We start from the raw sequence: 22,294 nt of genomic DNA, 5'->3' as shown, positions 1-22,294 counted from the left end.
CACCTGCTTTTTATCCACTTTATCAATTTTGAAAGGACGAGCCATGGTGGCGCAGAAGGGCAAGGACCTGCTGCTGAAGATCAACAATTCCGGGACTTATGTGACGATTGCGGGCTTGCGCACGAAGCGGCTGGCCTTCAACGCGCAGACCGTTGACGTGACAGACTCAGAAAGTGCCGGGCGCTGGCGGGAGTTGCTGGCCGGGGCGGGCGTGCAGCGGGCCGGACTGACGGGATCTGGCATATTCAAGGACGTGCAGAGCGACGCGCTGGTGCGCACGCAATTCTTTGCCGGGACAATTTTGACCTATCAGATCGTCATCCCGGATTTCGGCACGCTGCAAGGGTCCTTCCAGATTAGCGCGCTGGAATATTCCGGCCGCCATGACGGCGAGGTGCAGTTTGAAATCGCGCTGGAATCGGCTGGCGCGATTACCTTTACGGCCTTGTGATGGGAGCCGCCAATTTTGGGCGCGCCAACCGCAGGCGTGGTGAGGTTGAAGCGGTGCTGGACGGCGAGCGGCGGATTTTATGCCTGACGCTGGGCGCGCTGGCGGAACTGGAAACCGCCTTTTGCGCCGATGATCTGACCGGGCTGGCGGAACGTTTTGCGAGTGGACGGATGAAGGCTGCCGATATGATCCGCGTGATTGGTGCGGGTCTGCGCGGCGCGGGCAATGTGTTTTCCGACGACGACGTGGCGACCATGAGCGTTGAGGATGGAATTGCCGGTTATGTGAAGATCGTGGGAGACCTCCTGACCGCGGCCTTTGCTGGAACCGGCACGGGAGGGGAGGCACACGCTTCCCCCTGAAAGCCGCAGCGGGCGAAGGCCCGGCGCAGGACACCAGACCCTTTCCCTGGGACGAGGTGATCCATGCGGGCCTGAGCCTGCTGCGGCTTTCCCCTGACATATTCTGGGCGCTGACGCCGCTGGAATTCTTCGCCATGACCGGCGGCTTGAGGCGACAAGCGCAAGCCTTGAACCGGCACGGGCTGGACGATCTGATGCGGCAGTTTCCGGACGGATGAGTGGAAAGGCAGTTTAAAAAACGCCTGCACTTTCAATCCACTGGCTTCTCCACTTGAATCAGAAAGGTAGGGACGATGGCTGACGAGACGAATTTTGCCGATCAGCGGGACGATGCGGAGGCGCTGGTTTCCGTGATGGACGATCTGGAAAAGCGATCGCAGCGGTTTGGATCGGCGCTGACCTCTGCATTGCAGGCGGCCACGACAGGCGGCAAAGGGCTTGATAGTGTGTTGCAGGGGCTGGGTATGAGGTTGTCCAACATTGTGCTTTCTGCCGGGTTGAAGCCGCTGGAGAACATGCTGTCGAGCGCCGTCAGCGGGCTGACATCGGGCGCGGGATCACTGTTTGCCTTCGCCAATGGCGGCGTGCCGGGGCGGGTGACGCCTTTTGCTGATGGCGGGGTGGTTTCAAGCCCGACATTCTTTCCCATGTGCGGCGATATGGGGCTGATGGGCGAGGCGGGCAGCGAGGCCATTCTACCGCTGAAACGCGGTGCCGACGGATCTCTTGGTGTCGCCGCTGGCGGTGGCGGCGGCGGCACGCAGATCGTGTTCAATGTGACGGCGAGCGATGCGGCGAGTTTCAGGCGCAGCGAAGGGCAGATTTCCGCCATGCTGGCGCGCAGCGTGGGACGTGGGCAGCGCGGGCTGTGAGCCATTTTCGCTCAGGCATCTAGACGATAATTCAGGAAAATCAGAACCATGGCGGCATTTCATGAGGTGCGGTTCCCGCTGCGGCTTGCGCTGGGAACCAGTGGCGGACCCGTGCGGCGGACCGATATCGTCAACCTGTCCAACGGGCGGGAAAACCGGAACCAGCGCTGGCGAAATTCCCGCCGGGCCTATGATGCGGGGTCTGGTGTCCGCTCGGTCAGCGATCTCTATGCGGTGCTTGAGTTTTTCGAGGCGCGCGGCGGGCAACTCTACGGCTTCCGGTTTCGAGACCCGGTCGATTTCCGCTCCTGCCCGCCGCTGACGGTGCCTACGGCGATGGACCAGCGCATTGGCACCGGCGACGGGCTGACGGCGCGGTTCCAGCTTTGCAAGACCTATGCCGATGTGGCGGGCGGCTGGACGCGCAACATTGCCAAGCCGGTGGCGGGTTCTGTGGTGGTTTCGGTGAACGGCGTGGCGGCGACGGGTTTTACAACGGACCATGAGACGGGCATCGTGACCTTCGCGGGGGGCCAGGTGCCTGCTGCCGGTGCGGCGATCCGGGCCGGGTTTGAGTTCGATGTGCCGGTTCGTTTCGATATCGACCGCATCGATGTGAGCCTGAGTGCCTTTGAGGCCGGGCGCATTCCTTCCATTCCTCTTGTGGAGATTTTGCCGTGAAGAACGTGCCAGCAGAGCTTGCCGCGCATCTGGAAGGCGAGGCGACGACGACGTGCCAGTGCTGGAAGGTGAGCCTTCGCGATGGTGCCGTGCTGGGTTTTACCGAGCATGACGAGGCGTTGACCTTTGGCGGTGTGACCTATCTGGCGGCAAGCGGTTTTCAGGCGGGTGAAAACGACAGCGAAACCGGACTGGCGGCGGCGAGCGGCGAGGTGGCGGGCGGCTTTTCCAGCGAGGCGGTGCGCGAGGCCGATCTGGCAGCGGGGCGCTATGACGGGGCGAAGGTGGAGCTTTACCTCGTGAACTGGCAAGCACCGGAGCAGCATGTGCTGCTGAAGGTGCGCGAGATTGGCGAGGTGACGCGGGCGGGCGGTGCCTTCAAGGCCGAGCTGCGCAGTTTCGCCCACCAGCTCAGCCAGCCGCAGGGGCGGGTCTATGGGCGACGGTGTGATGCGGCGCTGGGGGATGCCCGATGCCGGGCCAATGTCGCGGCTTTTCGCGCGACTGGGGCGGTTGTTTCCATCAATGGCACGGGACGGATTGTGGTCTCGGGCCTTGGCGGCTTTGCGGAAGGGTTTTTCCGACAGGGCAAGCTTGCCTTTTCCAGCGGGGCGAATGCGGGCCGCAGCTTCGATCTGGATGACCATGCGGTGCGCAGCGGGGTGACGGAGCTGAGTTTCTGGCTGCCGCTGGAGGCAGCGCCCGCGCCCGGTGACACGTTCACCGTGACAGCAGGCTGCGACAAGAGCTTTGCGACATGCAAGGCGAAGTTTTCCAACCAACTGAATTTTCGAGGGTTTCCGCACATGCCGGGCGCTGATTTTGCCTATTCCTATGTGACGAGCCGCACGCAACATGATGGCGGAGCACTCTATTGATGGCCGATATGGGAGAGCAGGTTTTAAGCCTTGGGACAAGCTGGATCGGCACGCCGTACCGGCATCAGGCCTCTACCAGGGGTGTGGGTTGCGACTGCCTTGGGCTGGTGCGCGGCATCTGGCGCGAGCTCTATGGCACTGAGCCGGAAACGCCGCCGCCCTATGCCCGCGACTGGGCCGAGCGCGGTGGCGAGGACCGGCTGATGGACGCAGCGGCACGGCATTTCGAAACTGTGCCAAGCCTTGGCGAGGCGCAACCGGGTGACATGGTGCTGTTTCGCTGGCGACCGGACTGTGCGGCCAAGCATGTGGGTATTCTGGCCGGGCCCGATCACTTCATTCATGCCTATGAGGGGGCGGCGGTGCTGCGCTCTGCACTGGTGCCATCGTGGCGAAAACGCATTGCCGGTATTTTCCGATTTCCGCAGAGGTGAGTGATGGCGACCTTGGTTTTACAGGCGGCGGGTGCCGCTATCGGCAGCATTTTCGGGCCGGTTGGCGCCATGATCGGCAGGGCGGCGGGGGCGCTGGCAGGCAGTGCGCTGGATAGTGCGATGCTGTCATCCTCGAAAACCGTCACGGGCACGCGGCTTTCCACGGCGCGTATTCCCGGTGCCGAAGAAGGTGGGGCGATAACGCGTGCCTATGGCACAGTGCGCATTGGTGGCACGCTGATCTGGGCCACGCGGTTTGAGGAAAGCGTGACGCGGGAGCGGCAGGGCGGCAAAGGCGGTGGTGGCAGCGCATCGACCACGGTTGAGACCTATAGTTACTTCGCAAATCTGGCCGTGGGTCTGTGCGAGGGCGAGGTTGCGCTGGTGCGCCGTGTCTGGGCGGACGGGCAGGAGCTGGACCTGACCGGCATCGAGATGCGGTTTTACCCCGGCAGCGACGACCAGCTGCCCGACCCGCTGATCGAGGCGCGGCAGGGGGGCGGAAACGCGCCAGCCTATCGCGGGCTTTCCTATGTGGTGTTCGAGCGGTTGCCGCTGGACAGTTTTGGCAATCGCATTCCGCTGTTTCAGTTCGAGGTGGTGAGGCCCATTGGCAAGCTGGAACGCCAGATCCGTGCCGTAACCGTTATTCCCGGCGCGACCGAGCATGGATACTCGACGGTTGCGGTTTCCGAGCGGGCGGGGGCTGGCGAAAGCCGGGTGATGAACCGCCACACATTGACGGCGGCCACCGACTGGCAGGCCTCGATGGACGAATTGCAGGCGCTGTGCCCCAATCTTGAAAGCGTGGCGCTGGTGGTTTCATGGTTTGGCACGGATATGCGCGCGGGTGAGTGCCGCATTCTGCCGGGGGTGGAGGTGGCCTTCCGTGACCGCGAAAGCGCGCATTGGTCTGTGGCGGGGATGGGGCGCGGGCATGCGCGGCTGGTGAGCCGGCGCGACGGTGGCCCCGCCTATGGCGGCACGCCAGGTGATGCTTCCGTTTTGCAGGCGATTGCGGATTTGAAGGCGAGAGGGCTGAAGGTGTGCCTCTACCCCTTCGTGATGATGGATATTCCCTCTGCCAACGGCTTGCCCGACCCCTATGGCAAGGCCGAGCAGGACGCCTATGGCTGGCGGGGCAACATTACCTGCCACCCGGCAGCGGGAATGAGCGGCAGTGCAGACAAGACTGCGGCTGCGCGCACGCAGATTTCCACCTTCTGCAATCGCGCAGACGGCTATCGCCGCATGGTGCTGCATTATGCGGCGCTGGCAAAACAGGCGGGTGGGGTGGACGCGTTTTTGATCGGCTCCGAACTGCGCGGGCTGACGCGGGTGCGCGACGGGACCAACGCCTTTCCCTTCGTGGAAGAACTGGTGCGGCTGGCGGGCGATGTGCGCGCCGTTGTGGGCGCTTCGACAAAGCTGACCTATGCCGCCGACTGGAGCGAGTATTTCGGCTATCACCCGGCGGATGGCACCGGCGACGTGTTCTTCAACCTCGATGCGCTGTGGGCCAGCCCCAACATCGACGCTATCGGCATCGACAACTATATGCCGCTCTCCGACTGGCGCGACGAGGATGTGCAGGGTGGCAATCCCGATGGGTTTGACGGGCCTGACGATGCGGCGGGCTTTGGCCGTTGCATTACGGCAGGGGAAGGGTTCGACTGGTATTATGGCGGTGACGCTGACCGGGCGAGCCGCACGCGCCGTGCCATATCAGACGGTTTGAGCGGCAAGCACTGGATCTATCGCTACAAGGACTTAGGGAACTGGTGGCAGAACCGGCATTACAACCGCATTGCCGGTGTGGAAAGCACTGTGGCAAGCGCCTGGGTGCCGTGGATGAAGCCGATCTGGTTTACGGAACTGGGATGCCCGGCCATCGACAAGGGCGCGAACCGGCCCAATACGTTTATCGACCCGAAATCATCCGAAAGCGCCTATCCGCATTTTTCCAGCCGCATGCGCGCCGACAGCCAGCAGCGGCGGTTTCTGGAGGCGCATCACGACCACTGGGTAGGCGGATCAGCACCTGCGGGGATGGTTGATCCTAACAGGATTTTCGTGTGGACATGGGATGCGCGGCCCTTTCCGGCCTTTCCACAGGACACGGCGACATGGAGTGATGGCGCGAACTGGCGCACCGGGCACTGGTTGAACGGCAGGTTGGGAGCCACCACGCTGGCGGACCTGATCACCGCCGTGCTTCAGGACCACGGCTTTGAGGATTTCGACGTTTCTGCCGTGACGGGCGATGTGACAGGCTATGCGCAGGCCGATGTGACATCAGCCCGCAGCCTGCTGGAGCCGCTGCTGGAGGCGTTTCAGGTTCATGTCATAGAGGACGGGGGCACGCTTCAGTTCATCTCTCGCGGACGGGCGGCCACCTGCACGAAAGTGATTTCGGCCTATGCCGACAGCGAGGATGCGGCACTTTGGTCCGAGGCGCGTGGGCATGACAGCGATTTTGCCGCTGAAGCCGTGCTGACGGCGTATAACCCGGCGCTGGATTATGAGCAGGCCAGCGTTCGTTCCCGCCGCATCGACAATGCCGGAAACCGGGTGCTGCGATACGATCTGGGCGCGGTATTGGCGCAGGAAACCACGCAGAACATGGTGGAAGCGCTGTTGCGGGATAACCGGCTGGCGCGCCGCACGGTGAGCTTTTCGATTTCGCCCAGCGACATTGCGCTGGACCCCGGCGATTGTGTGGAACTGGTGGATGGCCCCGCCGGGCGGTTCATGGTGAGCCGTATCGAGGATGGCGACCTCAGACGCATCGAAGCGCGGGAGTTTGCGCCTGCGGCACTGACCGTTTCAATTGATGGAGAAGCGCCACGCGCGAGCGCAAGTGGGGCATCCAGCGGGTTTGACCCCGACATCGTGCTGATGGACCTGCCGCGCTTTGAAACGGGCGAGGCGCACAGCTTTGCGCGGGTGGCGGCCTTTGCGCGGCCATGGCGGCGCATGGCGCTTTCCGTTTCTGCCGGGACTGAAGGTTATGTGGGACGGGTGCTGCTGGACCAGCCTGCGAAGATCGGCGCGCTTGCCAGTGGCTTGCCGCCGGGCCTTGCGGGACGGTTCAACGGGGCTGGCGCCATCGACCTCACGCTGCCCTATGGCGATCTGTCATCGGCGTCCGATCTGGCCGTGCTGAACGGCGCAAACCGCATTGCTATTCGCAGCGAAACTGGTGCCTGGGAGGTGGCGGCGTTTGCGGTGGCGCAGGAGACATTATCAGGCCAATGGCGGCTTACGCGGCTGTTGCGCGGACTTGCCGGAACGGAAGATGCGATGGCGGCGGGCGCTGCTGCAGGCGCCGACGTGGTGGTGCTGGATGCGGGCGTGGTTGCCATGGGACTTCGTGCCGAAGAGCGCGGGCTGCAACTGAACTGGATCGTCGAGGCGGCGGGTGCGCAGGTTTCACGCGTCGGGCCATTTTCCTTTGCGGGTGGAATGCGGGTGGAAACGCCGCTCGCGCCGGTGCATCTGCGTGGCCTTCGCACCCCGGACGGCGTGCGGCTGACATGGGTGCGCCGGGGCCGCGTGGAGGCCGATGGCTGGGACGCGGCGGATATTCCGCTGGACGAGGTTTCCGAACGCTACCGGATCGAGGTGCTCTCCGGCATCACGGTCCGGCGCGTGATGGAGGTGGGCGAAGCCGCCTGCTTCTATGCGGCAAGTGATGAGCTTGCCGACTTCGGCGCGGCACAAAGCACGCTTTCCGTGCGGGTGCGCCAGCTTGGCCGGGCCGTGCCGCTGGGCATTGCGGCAAGCCGCACGCTCAGCCTTTAGAGCAATTCCAGCAAAAGTGGGAACCGGTTTTGCGTCCGGAATTGCGTAAAAACAAACAGCTCTCACCTTCACAATAACGTCAACCGAAAGGACCAAAAATGGACGATATGAAAGCCTGGTATCAATCGAAAACCATCTGGGGTGCGCTGATTGCGGTGCTGGCACCGCTGCTGCATGTGGTGGGCTTAAACCTGCCGGGCGGCTTTGAGGACGAGCTTGCGGAAGGGCTTGTCACGGTTGCGGGCGGCGTGGGCGGGCTGATTGCCCTGTACGGACGCCTCTCTGCGACCAGTGCAATCAAATAACGCGATGCGTTGTTGCACGGCAGCGTAGTGACACGCGCGCTGCCGTGCAACGCAATATGGTGGCCCACATTCATTTGCCATTCAGAAGGTTTGCGCTACATATTTGGCCATGAGTTCGCTTCGGCGTGCATCCGAATTGTCTGTGGAAGTTATTTGCAATGGCATCACCTATCATCATCGCGACGCTAGCAGCCGGGCTTTTTGGCCTTCCTGCGCCGCAGGTGGGTGTGCAGGATGCACCCTTGCAGGGCCAGGTTCAACAGGTGGCCAGCGATTGCACCCGTGCCGTATCCCGCGTGGTGCGTGAAACGGGTGGGCAGCTTCTTTCGGTCTACCCTTCCAATGACGGCGAGAATTGCGTCGTGACCGTGCTGGTGCAGGGCAATGGCGAGCGCCCGCGCAAGGTGACTATGCGCGTTCCGATGTAGAGCGTCGCAATTCCTCAAAAACTGGTATAGACCTGAGCCGGAATGACCGTCGTACTGCAGAATCGACGGATGGAATGAAGAGGGACTGACGATGCGCATTCTTGTGGTCGAGGACGATACCAATCTCAATCGGCAGCTGACCGACGCGCTGAAAGAAGCGGGCTATGTCGTCGACCAGGCCTATGATGGCGAAGAAGGCCATTATCTGGGCGAAACCGAACCCTATGATGCCATCGTTCTGGATATCGGCCTGCCGCAGATGGACGGTATTACCGTTGTCGAGAAATGGCGCGCTGGTGGAAAGTCCATGCCGGTTCTCATTCTGACCGCCCGCGACCGCTGGAGCGACAAGGTGGCGGGTATCGACGCCGGTGCCGATGATTATGTGACCAAGCCTTTCCATGTGGAAGAAGTGTTGGCGCGTGTGCGCGCGCTGATCCGCCGTGCGGCGGGCCATGCGTCATCCGAAATTGTCTGCGGACCGGTGCGGCTCGACACCAAATCTTCCAAGGCGACGGTCAACGGCGTGACGCTGAAGCTGACGTCTCACGAATTCCGCCTTCTTTCCTACCTCATGCACCACATGGGCGAGGTGGTGTCGCGCACCGAGCTGGTCGAGCATATGTATGACCAGGATTTCGACCGCGATTCCAACACGATCGAGGTATTTGTTGGACGCTTGCGCAAGAAGCTGGGCGTGGATCTGATCGAGACGATCCGGGGGCTTGGCTACCGGATGCAAGCGCCCGCAGATGCGAAGTAACTCACTCACCGCCCGCGTTCTGCTGCTGGCCTCGGCATGGTCTGCCCTGGCATTGGTGGTGATCGCGGTGGTGATTTCGACGCTCTACCGGCAAGGTGTGGAGCGTAGCTTTACCGATCTGCTGCGCGCGCAGCTCTACAACGTCATCAACTCCATTACCGTTTCCAACGAAAACACGCTTGCCGGAAGCCCGCAGCTGGGCGACCTGCGGTTCTCGCAGCCCGATACAGGCTGGTACTGGGTGGTTGAGCCGTTGGGCAATTTCCAGACCGCACCACTTGTATCGTCTTCGCTTGGCGTTTCGACGCTGCCGGTTCCCGGCATTCTGGATGTGCCTTTCGACAATCGCTATGAGCGCTATTACGTAGTGACGGATGGTGCTGGAAACCGGGTGCAGGTGGCCGAGACCGAAGTGGTGCTGGACGGTGAGGGCCGGGCGGCGCGGTTTCGCGTGACCGGCAATCTGAATGTCGTGGAAGACGATGTCCGCGATTTTTCCAACAGTCTTTATCTGGCGCTGGCTGTTTTCGGGGTTGGAAGCCTTGTGGTGAACGGCCTTGCCATTCTCTACAGCTTGCGGCCGCTGGACCATGCGCGTGTGGCGCTTGGTAAGATACGCGGCGGGGATGCAGAGCGGCTGGAGGGTGAATTTCCGAGGGAAATCCAGCCCTTGGCGACTGAGATCAATGCGTTGATTGAGAGCAATCGACGCCTTGTGGAGCGCGCGCGCATGCAGGTGGGCAATCTGGCGCACTCGCTGAAAACGCCGATTGCGGTGCTGCTAAACGAGGCCCGCACGATGGACACCCACCATGGCGATCTGGTGCGAGGACAGGTGGATGCCATGCAGGCGCAGGTTCAATCCTACCTTTCCCGGGCACGCATTGCGGCGCAGCGGGGCTCTATTCTGGCGCGTGCCGAGGCCGAGCCGGCGCTTGAGCGGCTGGTGCGGGTGATGCGTCGTTTGAACCCGGAAAAGAGCTTCGAACTGAACATGGAGCATCCGGGCATGGTGCTGGCCATGGAGCAGCAGGATCTGGAAGAGGCCGTGGGCAATCTTCTGGAAAATGCGGCGCGCTTTGCACAGTCAAGAGTTGTGGTCACGGTGACGCCTGGAACGCATTCGTCTTCCGACCCTGATGTGACGCGCAGGTCATGGGTGACGCTTCTGGTGGAGGATGACGGGCCGGGACTGGAGCCGGAACAGATTACCGAAGCGATGAAGCGGGGCAGGCGGCTGGATGAAAGCCGACCGGGCACCGGTCTTGGTCTTTCCATCGTCAGCGAAGTGGTTTCAGAATACCACGGTACTTTTGCCATGCAGCGCAGCCCGCTTGGTGGGTTGAAAGCCGAATTGCTTCTGCCGGGACTTTCGAAAGAGCTTGCATGACGAAAAAAAACTGGCATGACATTGCGTGAGGAATGACCGCGCCAGGATGGCGCGTTGAGAAGGAGTGTATTCTTGGTTGACGTGATAGGCAAAGCCGGATTTGCCGGTATGAACTCCAGCCTTATGCGCCCTGTGGTTGTCTCGCTGCTCTGCATTTCAGTTCTCAGTTCCTGCACGACATCCAATACCCGCAACGCCGGTGGCGGATTGCTGGGTCGCGGCGGTGCCTCTGCAACGCCCTACATTTCCGCGCTTCAGGGCGGGATTGCCGGCAGAAGCGGCCTGCAGATGAGCCGTGGCGACTTCAACAGGGCTATGGAAGCCGAATATCAGGCGCTGGAAACATCACCCGGTGGACAGGCTGTGGTATGGGGCAGCGGTGATACGCGCGGCGAAGTGGTTGCCAATGCACCCTACCAGGTGGGTAATCAGAATTGCCGCCAATATGCCCACAGCCTGACCGTTGATGGCAAGCAGGCGAAAGTGCGCGGTGCTGCCTGTCGCAACAGCAATGGAACATGGACGCCGCTGACCTGACCTCGATTTGACACATGTCAAGGCAGGCGCAGGATTTGTCGTTCAAAAGCTGAACTGTGAGGTTTCTTGCCGGGAGTGGTGCATTGCTGCTACCACCTGCGGTATATATCCTCAAATTCACGTCATTCCGCCGCGACTCATTCCAAAGCGGTGCGCATTCGAGTAATTGAAACGGCATGTTCTGGATTATTATCGCCCTGTTGACGGCAGCTGTTGCCCTCGTTCTGACCTACCCGCTGATGCGCAGCTATGGCACAGCCGACACGGGCCGTGATGGCGAGGTTGCGGTGTATCGCGACCAGCTGGCCGAATTGCAGCGCGAACGCGAAAGCGGGCTGATTGGCGAGACCGAGGCGGAATATGCCCGCGCCGAAATCGGACGGCGTCTTTTAGCGGCGGCATCCGGCCAGAAGGGTGAAAAATCCACAAGCGCGCCACGTCGCCATGATGTGCTGGCCCGTATCGTGACCCTGCTTCTGCCTTTGACGGGCCTCTGTCTTTACTTGTTCATGGGCAGCCCCAATGCGCCCGACATGCCGCTGGAGGCGCGGCTGGAAAAGCCCGGCAACGACATGGATCTGATGATTGCCAAGGCCGAGCGGCATCTGGCGCAGAAGCCCGATGACGGCGCTGGCTGGGACGTGTTGGCTCCGATCTATTTCAAGACGATGCGGCTCGGTGATGCCGAGATGGCCTATCGCAATGCCATTCGCTTTCTAGGTGAAAACCCGCAGCGCCTGACGGGCCTTGCTGAGACGCTGATTGCGGCCAATCAGGGTATTGTCATCGAGGATGCGCGCGCAGCACTGGAGAAGGCCGAAAGGACGAGCCCCGGCAATCCGCGCGCTCGTTTCTATCTGGCGCTTTCGCTGGAGCAGGCGGGCAAGACCGCCGAGGCGCGCGGTGCCTTTGCCGGATTGCTGAAGGATTCGCCTGAGGGTGCGCCGTGGATACCGCTGGTTCAGGCGCATTTGCAGAATACCGGCGGGGCCGTTGCTACAGCGCCAAATCCGCAAGCGCCCAAACCGCAGGCCCCAGGTGGGCCGAGCGAGCAGGATGTTGCTGCCGCCAGCAATATGTCGCCGCAAGATCGGCAGGCAATGGTGGCTGGTATGGTGGAAAGCCTTGATGCGCGGCTGAAGGAAAACCCTGACAATTTCGAGGGTTGGATGCGATTGGTGCGGTCTTACGCGATGCTGAAGAACGATGAGAAGGCACGGCAAGCGTTGGCCGATGGTTTGAAAGCCTTTCCGCCTGCCGGGGAGCAGGGCAAACAATTGCTGGCGCTGGCGCAGCAGCTTGGCGTGAATGCGCAGGGAGTGGCACAATGACCCGCAAGCAGAAGAGACTGGCGATTATCGGCGGCGGTGTCAGCTTCATCATGATCGCGGCATTTCTGGTGATGTTCGCCTTTGGCCAGTCCATTGCCTATTTCTACATGCCCGGCGATCTGGAAAAGACCAGCGTTGCCCCCGGCACGCGCATTCGCCTTGGCGGGCTGGTGGCCGAAGGTTCGGTCAAGCGCGGCGAGGGACGCACGGTGAGCTTTGCGGTGACGGATGGCGGGTCGACCGTTCCGGTAAGCTATACCGGCATTTTGCCGGACCTGTTTCGCGAGGGGCAGGGTGTGGTGACCGAGGGTACTTTCGATGCGGCGACCCATGCTTTCGTTGCGGACAGCGTTCTGGCCAAGCATGACGAAAACTACATGCCCAAGGAGGTTGCCGACCGTTTGAAAGACAAGGGCCTGTGGCAGCAGACACCTGACGGCGTGGGTAAGACTGGACCACTGGAAACAGGAGCCGTGAAATGATCACTGAAATCGGCCATTATGCTCTGGTTCTGGCGCTCGTTGTCGCGCTTGTCGTGTCCACCCTGCCAGCCATTGGCGCACGCCGCAATGACAAGGCGCTGATGGACATCGCGCCGGTTGGTTCTGTTCTGCTGTTTCTTCTGGTGGGCTTGGCTTTCGCCGCGCTGACGCATGCCTACGCGGTATCCGATTTCTCGCTGAAGAATGTCTATGAGAACTCCCACTCGCTGATGCCTGTTCTCTACAAGCTGACAGGCGTGTGGGGCAACCATGAGGGATCCATGCTGCTCTGGCTGCTGATCCTTGTGCTGTTCAGTGCGATGGTGGCCGTTTATGGGCGCAATCTGCCAGATACGCTGCGCGCCAATGTGCTGGCTGTGCAGGCCTGGGTGACGAGCTCGTTTCTGCTGTTCATTCTGCTCACCTCCAACCCGTTTGCGCGCCTTTCGCCGGTTCCAGCCGAAGGGCAGGATCTGAACCCGGTGCTGCAGGACTTTGGTCTCGCCATCCATCCGCCGCTGCTTTATCTCGGCTATGTCGGATTTTCCGTGTGTTTTTCCTTTGCTGTTGCAGCCCTTATAGAGGGGCGTATCGATGCCGCATGGGCGCGCTGGGTGCGGCCCTGGACGCTGGCGGCCTGGACCTTTCTGACCGCAGGCATTTCGATGGGGTCCTACTGGGCCTATTACGAGCTGGGCTGGGGCGGCTGGTGGTTCTGGGACCCGGTTGAGAACGCATCCTTCATGCCATGGCTGGCCGGAACCGCCTTGTTGCATTCGGCACTGGTGATGGAAAAGCGCGAGGCGCTGAAAATCTGGACCGTGCTTCTGGCGATCATGACGTTTTCGCTGTCACTGCTCGGCACCTTCCTCGTTCGCTCCGGCGTGCTGACATCGGTCCATGCGTTTGCGACCGATCCGAGCCGTGGCATCTTCATTCTGTGCATTCTGATGATCTTCATCGGCGGTGCTTTTTCGCTGTTTGCATGGCGTGCGCCGATGCTGAAGGCGGGCGGGCTGTTTGCGCCGGTTTCGCGTGAAGGCGCGCTGGTGCTGAACAACCTGATCCTCACTGTTTCGACTGCGACCGTGCTGATCGGCACGCTCTACCCGCTGGTGCTGGAAACGCTGACGGGGGAGAAGATTTCCGTTGGCGCGCCATTCTTCAACCTGACCTTCGGGCTTTTGATGATCCCGATCCTGATCGTGACGCCCTTCGGCCCAATGCTTGCCTGGAAACGCGGCGATCTTCTCGGCGCATTCCAGCGGCTTTATGTTGCGGCGGGCCTTGCGGCCCTTGCAGGCCTGACGCTGTGGTACATCGAGCATGGCGGGCCTGTGCTGGCGGCGCTGGGCCTCATGGCCGGGTTCTGGCTGATTTTCGGGGCGCTTGCCGATCTCTGGTATCGCGCCAACTTCGGAAAGCTCGCTTTCGGGATTGCCATGCGCAGACTGAAAGGCCTGCCACGCTCCACCTTCGGCACGACGCTTGCCCATATGGGTCTTGGTGTGACTGTGCTCGGCATCGTCATCGTGACGACATTCGAGACGGAAACCGTTGTCGAGATGAAGCAGGGCATGACGGTGGATGCGGGCGGCTACAGCCTCACCTTCGATGGCATCCGCCACCATGTCGGCCCGAATTTTACCGAGGATCGGGGACATTTTACCGCGCGCAAGGCTGGCGCAGAGGTGGCCGATGTGTGGTCATCCAAGCGGCTTTACACGGCGCGGCGCATGCCGACGACCGAGGCTGGCATCATGACCTTCGGGCTTTCGCAGCTCTACGTCTCGCTGGGCGACCCGATGTCTGACGGCGGTATCGTCGTCCGCATCTGGTGGAAGCCGTTCATTCTGTGCATCTGGGGCGGGACGATCTTCATGATGATTGGCGGAATGGTTTCGCTATCGGACCGGCGTTTGCGTGTGGGTGCCCCCAAGCGCAAGGCCAGAGCGGCCAAGGATGCTGTGCTTGGGGCGGCGGAATGAGTTTCCTTCAACGACAGATGCGCAACACAGCACTTTTCCTCGTACTGTTCATCACGGCATTGCCCGCCTTTGCCTTCAACCCTGACGAAGTTCTGGCTGATAAGGCACTGGAAGCGCGGGCACGGGCGCTGACAGTGCAGTTGCGCTGCATGGTGTGCCAGAACCAGTCCATCGATGACAGCAATGCCGAGCTGGCGCGGGATTTGCGCGTGCTGGTGCGTGAGCGTCTGACGCAGGGCGACAGCGACGAGGCCGTGATGGACTATGTCGTTTCCCGTTACGGCGAATTCGTGCTGCTCAAACCGCGTGTGAGCGCCCGCACGATTGCCCTATGGGGTGCGCCGATTGCTCTGATCCTGATCGGGGCGACTGCTGTTTTTGTTTTTGCGCGGCGTCGCGTGGCAGTTTCCGAAGGACAGAAGCTGACAGTGGACGAAGAGGCGCGCATTCGCGATCTTCTTGAAAAATAAGGGCGCTCTGCTGAAAATGAGTGCTCAGGGCGAGGCTGCTCGACCAGCCCTTTCACAGTATCGCTCAACATTACCGATTTTTCACATGCCAGACACTTCGCAGTAAGGTGCGGGCACCTATATCTTTTGTCATCCACCGCTTAACCCCGGCCAAAACGGGGCTCCAGTCTGAATGAAGAAAGAAGGTAAGATCCATGTCTAATTCGCAAAACGGACGTCCCTCGCTGAAGACTATTCTCAAGTCTTCCGCCGTTGGTGGTCTGGCTGCTCTGATGTTGACGACCGGCGTAGCAGGGCCAATTGCTCATTCTTTCGCAGCTCCCGTTGAGGTGACAGCGCCGCAGGTGCCGAGCTTTGCCAACGTCGTTGACGCTGTCTCTCCTGCTGTTGTCTCGGTGCGCGTGCAATCCAACGTTCAGCCCGCATCCGACGAAGGCAACGGCTATTCGTTCAACTTTGGCGGTCGTGGCCTCGACCAGCTGCCGGATGACCATCCGCTAAAGCGCTTCTTCAAGGAGTTCGGCGGACCGGGTTCCGGTGAAGGCGACAAGCGCGCCGAGCGTGGTCCTAAGGCCCACCGCGACGGTAAAGGCCCGCTTCGCCCAACGGCTCAGGGCTCCGGCTTCTTCATCTCCGAAGACGGCTATATCGTTACCAACAACCACGTTGTCGATGACGGCTCAGCCTTCACCGTTGTGATGAATGACGGCACGGAACTGGACGCCAAGCTGGTTGGTCGTGACAGCCGCACCGATCTGGCCGTGCTGAAAGTCGATGTAAACCGCAAGTTCACCTATGTTCAGTTTGCCGATGACAGCAAAATCCGCGTCGGTGACTGGGTGGTGGCTGTCGGCAACCCATTCGGTCTTGGCGGCACAGTAACATCAGGCATTATCTCGGCACGGGGCCGCGATATCGGCTCCGGTCCCTATGACGATTATCTGCAGATCGATGCGGCTGTGAACCGTGGTAACTCCGGTGGTCCGGCCTTCAACCTCAACGGTGAAGTCATCGGCATCAACACCGCCATCTTCTCGCCGTCCGGCGGTAATGTGGGTATCGCCTTCGCCATTCCTGCGTCTGTCGCAAAGGACGTGATCCAGGATCTGATGAAGGATGGCAAAGTTGAGCGTGGCTGGCTTGGCGTGCAAATTCAGCCTGTCAGCAAGGACATAGCCGAATCGCTTGGACTTTCCGAAGCAAGTGGCGCGCTGGTTGTGGCTCCGCAGGCCGGTTCACCGGGTGACAAGGCGGGCATCAAGCAGGGTGACATCATCACCGCGCTGAACGGCGACACCGTCAAGGACGCCCGCGATCTCTCGCGTCGTATCGGTGCCCTTTCGCCCAACACCAAGGTTGAGCTTTCCGTGTGGCGTTCTGGCAAGTCCCAGCCCATCACCGTGACGCTGGGCGACCTTGCGAGCGATGATGCATCGAAGGCTTCTCCAGCCCAGAACGATGATGGCGGCAGCCAGTCTTCAACGGAAAAGGCGCTGTCCAGCCTTGGCCTGACGGTTGCACCATCTGAAGATGGCGCTGGCCTTGCGATTACCGATGTCGATCCAGACTCAGACGCGGCGGCCCGTGGCTTGAAGGAAGGTGAGAAGATCACCTCCGTCAACAACCAGCAGGTGGCGTCTGCTGCCGATGTCGAAAAGATCCTGTCGCAGGCCAAGAAGGACGGTCGTTCCAAGGCTCTGTTCCAAATCCAGACCGAGAATGGCAGCCGCTTCATCGCACTGGATATCGACCAGGGCTGATGCGTGAAAATGGACGGGAGGGGCGATTGTCTCTCCCGCTCCGCTTTGGCGATTGTCTCGCCGCGAAATCTTCGGAGAAACCCCATGGAAAACAAGGCTCAGGAAGTGTCTCCCGCATCCGTTTCCAGTTGTGTGGTGAAGGCGGAGAACGCTATTGTCCCGCACATGAAGATTCTTGTTATTGAAGACGACCTCGAAGCTGCGGCCTATATGACCAAGGCATTCCGCGAAGCGGGCATTGTTGCCGATCACGCCAGTGATGGCGAGGCCGGCTTGTTCATGGGCGTTGAAAACACCTATGACGTGATGGTCATCGACCGCATGCTGCCGCGCCGGGACGGACTATCCGTCATCAGCGAGCTGCGCCGTCGCGGTATCGAGACGCCGGTTCTGATCCTGTCTGCGCTGGGGCAGGTAGACGACCGCGTGACCGGCCTTCGCGCCGGTGGCGATGATTATCTGCCGAAGCCCTATGCCTTCAGCGAGCTTTTGGCCCGCATCGAGGTGCTGGGCCGGCGCAAGGGCAAGCCCGAGCAGGATATGATCTACCGTGTTGGCGATCTGGAACTGGACCGGCTGTCCCATGATGTGCGCCGCGCGGGCAAGGAAATCCTGCTGCAGCCGCGCGAATTTCGTCTGCTGGAATATTTGATGAAGAATGCCGGTCAGGTCGTGACCCGTACCATGCTGCTGGAAAATGTTTGGGACTATCACTTCGATCCGCAGACCAATGTCATCGACGTTCACGTCTCGCGCCTGCGTTCCAAGATCGAGAAAGACTTCGACAAGCCGTTGCTGAAGACCATTCGCGGTGCGGGCTATATGATGAAGGACGAGGGGTAAATCCGCCTCATGGCACGTCTTCGTCTTCTGTTCGGCTCAACAGCCGTGCGCCTATCGGCGCTATACATTCTCCTCTTTGCGCTCTGCGCCGCCTTTCTCGTTTTCTATGTGACGGCACTATCGGAAGGTTTGCTGAACCGGCAGACCCGCGATGCCGTGCAGCAGGAGGTGAACGACGTTCAGCGCATCTATAATCGCGGCGGCATCAACCCGCTGTTGCGCATGATGGAACGCCGTGCCCGCCAGCCGGGTGCGAGCCTTTACGTGATTGCCGGGCCGAATGGTGAAATTCTGGCGGGCAACGTGGCCTCCGTGCAGCCGGGTGTTCTGGACAATGACGGATGGACCGAACTGCCCTTTGGCTATGAGCGCTATTCCGAAAGCGGCGACAGCGTGAAGCATCTGGCAACGGCCCATATTTTCAAGCTTGATAATGGCCTGCGCATTCTGGTCGGGCGCGATCTGGGTGAGCCGAGGAAGTTTAGGCTGCTGGTGCGCAATGCGCTGATGGTGGCGCTGGCCATTATGGGTGGCGGTGCGGTTCTCATCTGGTTTGCGATTGGCCGCAATGCCCTGAAGCGCATCGACCGCATGTCTGCGGCCACCAAGAAAATCATGGCTGGTGACCTTTCGCAGCGTTTGCCGCAGGGGCGATCCGGTGACGAATTCGACCGCCTTTCCGGTTCACTCAACGCCATGCTGGGGCGCATCGAAAAGCTGAACGAGGGTCTGCGACAGGTTTCCGACAACATCGCCCACGACCTGAAGACCCCGCTGACACGCCTGCGCAACAAGGCCACCGAGGCGCTGGAGGACCGGGACGACAATAAGCGCCGTGCAGCGCTGGAAGGCATCATCGCCGAATCGGATCAGTTGATCCGCACCTTCAATGCCCTGCTGATGATCTCGCGCGTAGAGGCAGGCTCCATTGCCGCCGAGATGAGCGATGTGGATGTGTCCGCAATTGCCGAAGACAGTGCCGAGCTCTACGAGCCGGTTGCTGACGAGGAAGGGCTGACGCTGACGGCGGATATTGCGCCGGGGTTGATTGTGCAGGGCAACCGCGAACTCATCGGTCAGGCGCTGACCAACCTCATCGACAACGCCATCAAATATGCTGGTGGTCACGAGGGTAAGAAGGGCCTTCTGGTGCGACTAGCGCGAGAGGAGGATGGAATTGTACTGTCCGTTGCCGATAATGGTCCCGGCGTGCCAGCGCCAAAGCGTGACGAGGTCATCAAGCGGTTCGTGCGGCTGGATGAAAGCCGTTCGAAACCCGGCACGGGGCTCGGCCTTTCTCTCGTTGAAGCGGTGATGGAACTGCATGGCGGATCGCTTCGGCTTTCCGACACCGGCCCCGATGACGCGCAAGCGCCCGGCCTGACTGTTTCGATGGTTTTTCCCGTTTCCACGCCGTAAGGTTGCTTCCAAAACGATGAAGCCGATTCTGCGAATTGGGTATTCACAGTTGTAGGGAGAGAGACAGTGCAACAAGCGGCAACCGTTGAGAGACGGCTGGAAGACGTGCAGCCGGGTGTGATCCGCCCCTATACCCAGACAGAGCTGAAATCCGTTCTTTCGACCTTGAAGGACGTTGCCAAGAACCAGCCGGATGTCGCAGACCTCATGGCAAGCGACAGGCCGCTCAAGGACTTCATCGCCTATGCGTTGACGCTTTCTCCCTATTTGCGCGATCTGGTGGTGGCTGATGAGGGCGTGTTGAGCCTCGCTGTATCAGCGCCGCTCGAGCCCACGCTTTCCCGACTGGTTGACGATGCGCGCAACAGCTGGCGGCCGGATGCTGATGGGCGCATACCGACCGAAGCCGAGGTGATGACGCGGTTGCGCATTGCCAAGCGGCGGCTCTCTTTCATTGCTGCGCTGGCCGATCTCGCCCGTCTATTCGTAGCCCGCGACACGACGCGCTGGCTGAGCGATCTGGCCGATGCGAGCATTGCCGCAGCCATCGACCACCTGCTGCTGAGCAATCACACAAGCGGCAAACTGACACTTGTCAGCACGCATGCGCCGAGCGAAGGCTCTGGCCTCATCGTGCTTGGCATGGGCAAGCTGGGCGCACAGGAGCTGAACTATTCCTCCGATATCGACGCCGTGGTGTTTTTCGAGCCAACCGCAGGTATCGTTCCTGACCCTCTGGATGCGCTGGAGACTTTTGGGCGGATGATGCGGCGGCTGATCCGTATCATGCAGGAGCGGACGGCAGATGGTTATGTGTTTCGCACCGATCTGCGGCTGCGCCCGGACCCTGGCTCGACGCCGCTTGCCATACCGGTTGAGGCGGCGTTGACCTATTATGAGGGCAGGGGCCAGAACTGGGAGCGGGCAGCCTATATCAAGGCGCGGCCGGTGGCTGGCGACATCAAGGCGGGTGTGAACTTCCTGCGGGAGCTGACGCCCTTCGTGTTTCGCAAATATCTGGACTATGCGGCGATTGCCGATATCCACTCGATCAAGCGGCAGATCCACGCCCATAAGGGCCATGGCGCAATTGCGGTGAAGGGGCACAATGTCAAGCTTGGTCGCGGCGGCATTCGCGAGATTGAGTTCTTCGCGCAGACGCAGCAACTGATTGCGGGCGGGCGCATGGCTCCGCTTCGGGTTCGTTCGACACAGGCAGCGCTTGCGGCACTGACCGAGGCGAAGTGGATCGACGCCAAGACCCGCGACAGCCTGACGGATGCCTACTGGTTTCTGCGCGAAGTCGAGCACCGCATTCAGATGGTGCGCGATGAGCAGACGCATATTCTGCCCGATAGTGAAGCGGAGTTGAAACGCATCGCCTTCATGCTGGGCTTTGCCGATACGAAGGCCTTTTCTGAGAAGCTGGAAAGCGTGCTGCGGGTGGTGGAGCGCAAATATTCCGCACTGTTCGAGCAGGAGACGAAGCTTTCGGGCGAAAGCGGAAATCTGGTTTTCACCGGCCAGCGGGATGACCCTGATACGCTGAAAACGCTGGCCAGGCTCGGCTTCGAGCGCCCTGAGGACATGTCGCGGGTGATACGCACCTGGCACAATGGTCGCTACCGGGCAACGCAATCGGTTGAGGCACGCGAGCGGCTGACGGAACTGACGCCTGAATTGCTCAAGGCCTTTGGCGAGAGCAAGCGGGCCGATGAGGCCTTGTTGCGGTTTGACAATTTTCTCTCCGGGCTGCCTGCCGGCATTCAGCTTTTCTCCCTGCTTGGCAACAATCCAGCCCTTCTGGCGCTGTTGGTGACGATCATGTCATCTGCGCCGCGTCTGGCTGAAATCATTGCTGCGCGCCCGCATGTGTTTGACGGCATGCTGGACCCGGCGCTGATGACCGAAATACCGACCCGGGACTATCTCGGCCAGCGCATGCAGGGCTTTCTGGCACCTGCGCGGCACTATGAAGACATTCTCGACCGGCTGCGCATTTTTGCCGCCGAACAAAGGTTTTTGATTGGCGTGCGGTTGCTGACCGGAGCTATCAAAGGTGACGCGGCGGGACGCGCCTTCACACACCTTGCCGATCTCGTCATCGAGGCTGCGGTAAAGGCTGTGATGGCTGAGATGGAAACGGCGCACGGCGCCTATCCCGGTGGACGGCTCGCGGTTGTCGGCATGGGCAAGCTTGGCTCGTTCGAGCTGACGGCAGGTTCCGATGTGGACTTGATCCTGCTTTATGATTTCGACGATGGGGTTACTGAATCCGACGGGCCAAAGCCGCTGGATGCCGTCCGCTATTACACCCGCGTGACGCAACGCGTGATCTCGGCGCTATCTGCCCCCACGGCAGAAGGCGTGCTTTACGAGGTCGATATGCGGTTGCGCCCTTCCGGCAACAAGGGGCCGGTTGCCACACGCATCGCAACCTTCGAGAAATACCAACGCGAGGAAGCATGGACATGGGAGCATCTGGCGCTCTCACGTGCCCGTTTGATCTGCGGTGATGCGGCCTTGTCGGCACAGGCGCAGGATATCATTGCTTCCATCCTCTCCCAGACGCGGGATGTGGCAAAGATCGCAACCGACGTGCAGGACATGCGCAAGCTGATCGCCGAGGAAAAGCCACCCGCCAATAGCTGGGATTTCAAGCTTATTCCCGGCGGCCTAGTCGATCTGGAATTCGTTGCGCAGTATCTGACGTTGGTCGCCTCTGCCAAAAATCTGCCCCAACATATTGCCGGTGAAAGTACGGCTGATGTCTGGAAGCGGGTTGCGGCTGGCACCATGGATGCTCAATCCTATGACGACTGCATGGCGGCGCTGCACTTGTTCACTGAGCTTTCCCAGATCATCCGCCTGTGCATCGACAGCGATTTCGAGCCGAAACAGGCACCTGCCGGGCTGATCGACCTTGTTTGCCGGGCGGGAGATTGCCCCGATATTGGCACTCTGGAGGGTGAGGTGAAACGGTTGTCGAAAACTGTTCGGAAAGCGTTTTCAACCGTTGCGACGGCCAAGGACTAGGTCAGGGATGATGTCTGTGTCTTCTGGTGTTTAGTGATGGGAGAGCTGCTGCTGGCAACA

The 22,294-nt window shown here is 60.8% G+C and carries 21 protein-coding genes; all 21 read left to right on the top strand.

Annotated elements, in window-relative coordinates:
* Nucleotides 1-43 precede the first annotated feature (43 nt).
* The 21 genes from IFT53_RS00955 to IFT53_RS00855 all read left to right on the top strand — a co-directional run bounded on the left by IFT53_RS00955 (nucleotide 44) and on the right by IFT53_RS00855 (nucleotide 22,234).
* Complete coding sequence (locus IFT53_RS00955; RefSeq protein WP_042618327.1) at nucleotides 44-451, top strand: phage major tail protein, TP901-1 family; 408 nt, start codon at nucleotides 44-46, stop codon at nucleotides 449-451.
* Nucleotides 451-813 (top strand): gene transfer agent family protein, encoded by a 363-nt coding sequence (locus IFT53_RS00950; RefSeq protein ID WP_192063673.1) that lies wholly within the window; start codon nucleotides 451-453, stop codon nucleotides 811-813. The genes IFT53_RS00955 and IFT53_RS00950 overlap by 1 nt, the downstream gene beginning before the upstream one ends.
* Nucleotides 810-1,031 carry a rcc01693 family protein gene (locus tag IFT53_RS00945; RefSeq protein ID WP_192063877.1) on the top strand — a complete coding sequence of 74 codons (222 nt, stop codon included), beginning with the start codon at nucleotides 810-812 and terminating at the stop codon, nucleotides 1,029-1,031. Before IFT53_RS00950 ends, IFT53_RS00945 begins: the two co-directional genes overlap by 4 nt.
* 75 nt (nucleotides 1,032-1,106) lie before the next feature.
* Nucleotides 1,107-1,685 (top strand): phage tail tape measure protein, encoded by a 579-nt coding sequence (locus IFT53_RS00940; protein WP_192063674.1) that lies wholly within the window; start codon nucleotides 1,107-1,109, stop codon nucleotides 1,683-1,685.
* A 48-nt stretch (nucleotides 1,686-1,733) separates the two neighbouring features.
* Nucleotides 1,734-2,366: a DUF2460 domain-containing protein gene (locus IFT53_RS00935; RefSeq protein ID WP_192063675.1), complete on the top strand. Its 633-nt coding sequence runs from the start codon at nucleotides 1,734-1,736 to the stop codon at nucleotides 2,364-2,366.
* Complete coding sequence (locus IFT53_RS00930; RefSeq protein ID WP_192063676.1) at nucleotides 2,363-3,244, top strand: baseplate hub domain-containing protein; 882 nt, start codon at nucleotides 2,363-2,365, stop codon at nucleotides 3,242-3,244. The genes IFT53_RS00935 and IFT53_RS00930 overlap by 4 nt, the downstream gene beginning before the upstream one ends.
* Nucleotides 3,244-3,678: a C40 family peptidase gene (locus tag IFT53_RS00925; RefSeq protein ID WP_192063677.1), complete on the top strand. Its 435-nt coding sequence runs from the start codon at nucleotides 3,244-3,246 to the stop codon at nucleotides 3,676-3,678. The genes IFT53_RS00930 and IFT53_RS00925 overlap by 1 nt, the downstream gene beginning before the upstream one ends.
* A gap of 3 nt (nucleotides 3,679-3,681) precedes the next feature.
* On the top strand, nucleotides 3,682-7,482 hold the full coding sequence (locus IFT53_RS00920) for a baseplate multidomain protein megatron (protein WP_192063678.1): 3,801 nt from the start codon (nucleotides 3,682-3,684) through the stop codon (nucleotides 7,480-7,482).
* Between the two features lie 98 nt (nucleotides 7,483-7,580).
* Complete coding sequence (locus IFT53_RS00915) at nucleotides 7,581-7,787, top strand: hypothetical protein (RefSeq protein ID WP_042618335.1); 207 nt, start codon at nucleotides 7,581-7,583, stop codon at nucleotides 7,785-7,787.
* Nucleotides 7,788-7,945: 158 nt separating this feature from the next.
* Nucleotides 7,946-8,215 carry a hypothetical protein gene (locus IFT53_RS00910; RefSeq protein WP_042618336.1) on the top strand — a complete coding sequence of 90 codons (270 nt, stop codon included), beginning with the start codon at nucleotides 7,946-7,948 and terminating at the stop codon, nucleotides 8,213-8,215.
* A 91-nt stretch (nucleotides 8,216-8,306) separates the two neighbouring features.
* The gene (locus IFT53_RS00905; protein ID WP_042618337.1) at nucleotides 8,307-8,978 is read left to right on the top strand and encodes a response regulator transcription factor; all 672 of its coding nucleotides are present in this window, start codon (nucleotides 8,307-8,309) and stop codon (nucleotides 8,976-8,978) included.
* Nucleotides 8,968-10,368, top strand: coding sequence for an ATP-binding protein (locus tag IFT53_RS00900; protein WP_192063679.1), 1,401 nt, complete (start codon nucleotides 8,968-8,970; stop codon nucleotides 10,366-10,368). Before IFT53_RS00905 ends, IFT53_RS00900 begins: the two co-directional genes overlap by 11 nt.
* Before the next feature lie 108 nt (nucleotides 10,369-10,476).
* Entirely contained in the window at nucleotides 10,477-10,905 is a 429-nt protein-coding gene (locus tag IFT53_RS00895) for a hypothetical protein (RefSeq protein WP_192063878.1), read from the top strand.
* A 176-nt stretch (nucleotides 10,906-11,081) separates the two neighbouring features.
* Nucleotides 11,082-12,236, top strand: a complete 1,155-nt coding sequence (gene ccmI / locus IFT53_RS00890; protein WP_192063680.1) for a c-type cytochrome biogenesis protein CcmI — start codon at nucleotides 11,082-11,084, stop codon at nucleotides 12,234-12,236.
* Nucleotides 12,233-12,718 carry a cytochrome c maturation protein CcmE gene (gene ccmE, locus IFT53_RS00885; protein WP_192063681.1) on the top strand — a complete coding sequence of 162 codons (486 nt, stop codon included), beginning with the start codon at nucleotides 12,233-12,235 and terminating at the stop codon, nucleotides 12,716-12,718. Before ccmI ends, ccmE begins: the two co-directional genes overlap by 4 nt.
* Entirely contained in the window at nucleotides 12,715-14,706 is a 1,992-nt protein-coding gene (locus tag IFT53_RS00880; protein WP_192063682.1) for a heme lyase CcmF/NrfE family subunit, read from the top strand. Before ccmE ends, IFT53_RS00880 begins: the two co-directional genes overlap by 4 nt.
* Nucleotides 14,707-14,723: 17 nt before the next feature.
* Nucleotides 14,724-15,176, top strand: a complete 453-nt coding sequence (locus IFT53_RS00875; protein ID WP_192063879.1) for a cytochrome c-type biogenesis protein — start codon at nucleotides 14,724-14,726, stop codon at nucleotides 15,174-15,176.
* A gap of 194 nt (nucleotides 15,177-15,370) precedes the next feature.
* Nucleotides 15,371-16,936, top strand: coding sequence for a Do family serine endopeptidase (locus IFT53_RS00870; protein WP_192063683.1), 1,566 nt, complete (start codon nucleotides 15,371-15,373; stop codon nucleotides 16,934-16,936).
* Nucleotides 16,937-17,020: 84 nt separating this feature from the next.
* Nucleotides 17,021-17,779, top strand: a complete 759-nt coding sequence (locus IFT53_RS00865) for a response regulator transcription factor (RefSeq protein ID WP_446737639.1) — start codon at nucleotides 17,021-17,023, stop codon at nucleotides 17,777-17,779.
* Nucleotides 17,780-17,788: 9 nt separating this feature from the next.
* Nucleotides 17,789-19,198: an ATP-binding protein gene (locus tag IFT53_RS00860; protein ID WP_192063684.1), complete on the top strand. Its 1,410-nt coding sequence runs from the start codon at nucleotides 17,789-17,791 to the stop codon at nucleotides 19,196-19,198.
* A 66-nt stretch (nucleotides 19,199-19,264) separates the two neighbouring features.
* Complete coding sequence (locus IFT53_RS00855; RefSeq protein ID WP_192063685.1) at nucleotides 19,265-22,234, top strand: bifunctional [glutamine synthetase] adenylyltransferase/[glutamine synthetase]-adenylyl-L-tyrosine phosphorylase; 2,970 nt, start codon at nucleotides 19,265-19,267, stop codon at nucleotides 22,232-22,234.
* The last annotated feature ends 60 nt before the right edge of the window (nucleotides 22,235-22,294 follow it).

This window comes from Rhizobium sp. CFBP 13644 (genome assembly GCF_014842165.1).
Lineage (GTDB): Bacteria > Pseudomonadota > Alphaproteobacteria > Rhizobiales > Rhizobiaceae > Agrobacterium > Agrobacterium tumefaciens_C.
Note: the sequence above shows the minus strand (reverse complement) of the source record. Positions and strands in the feature narration are given on the sequence as shown.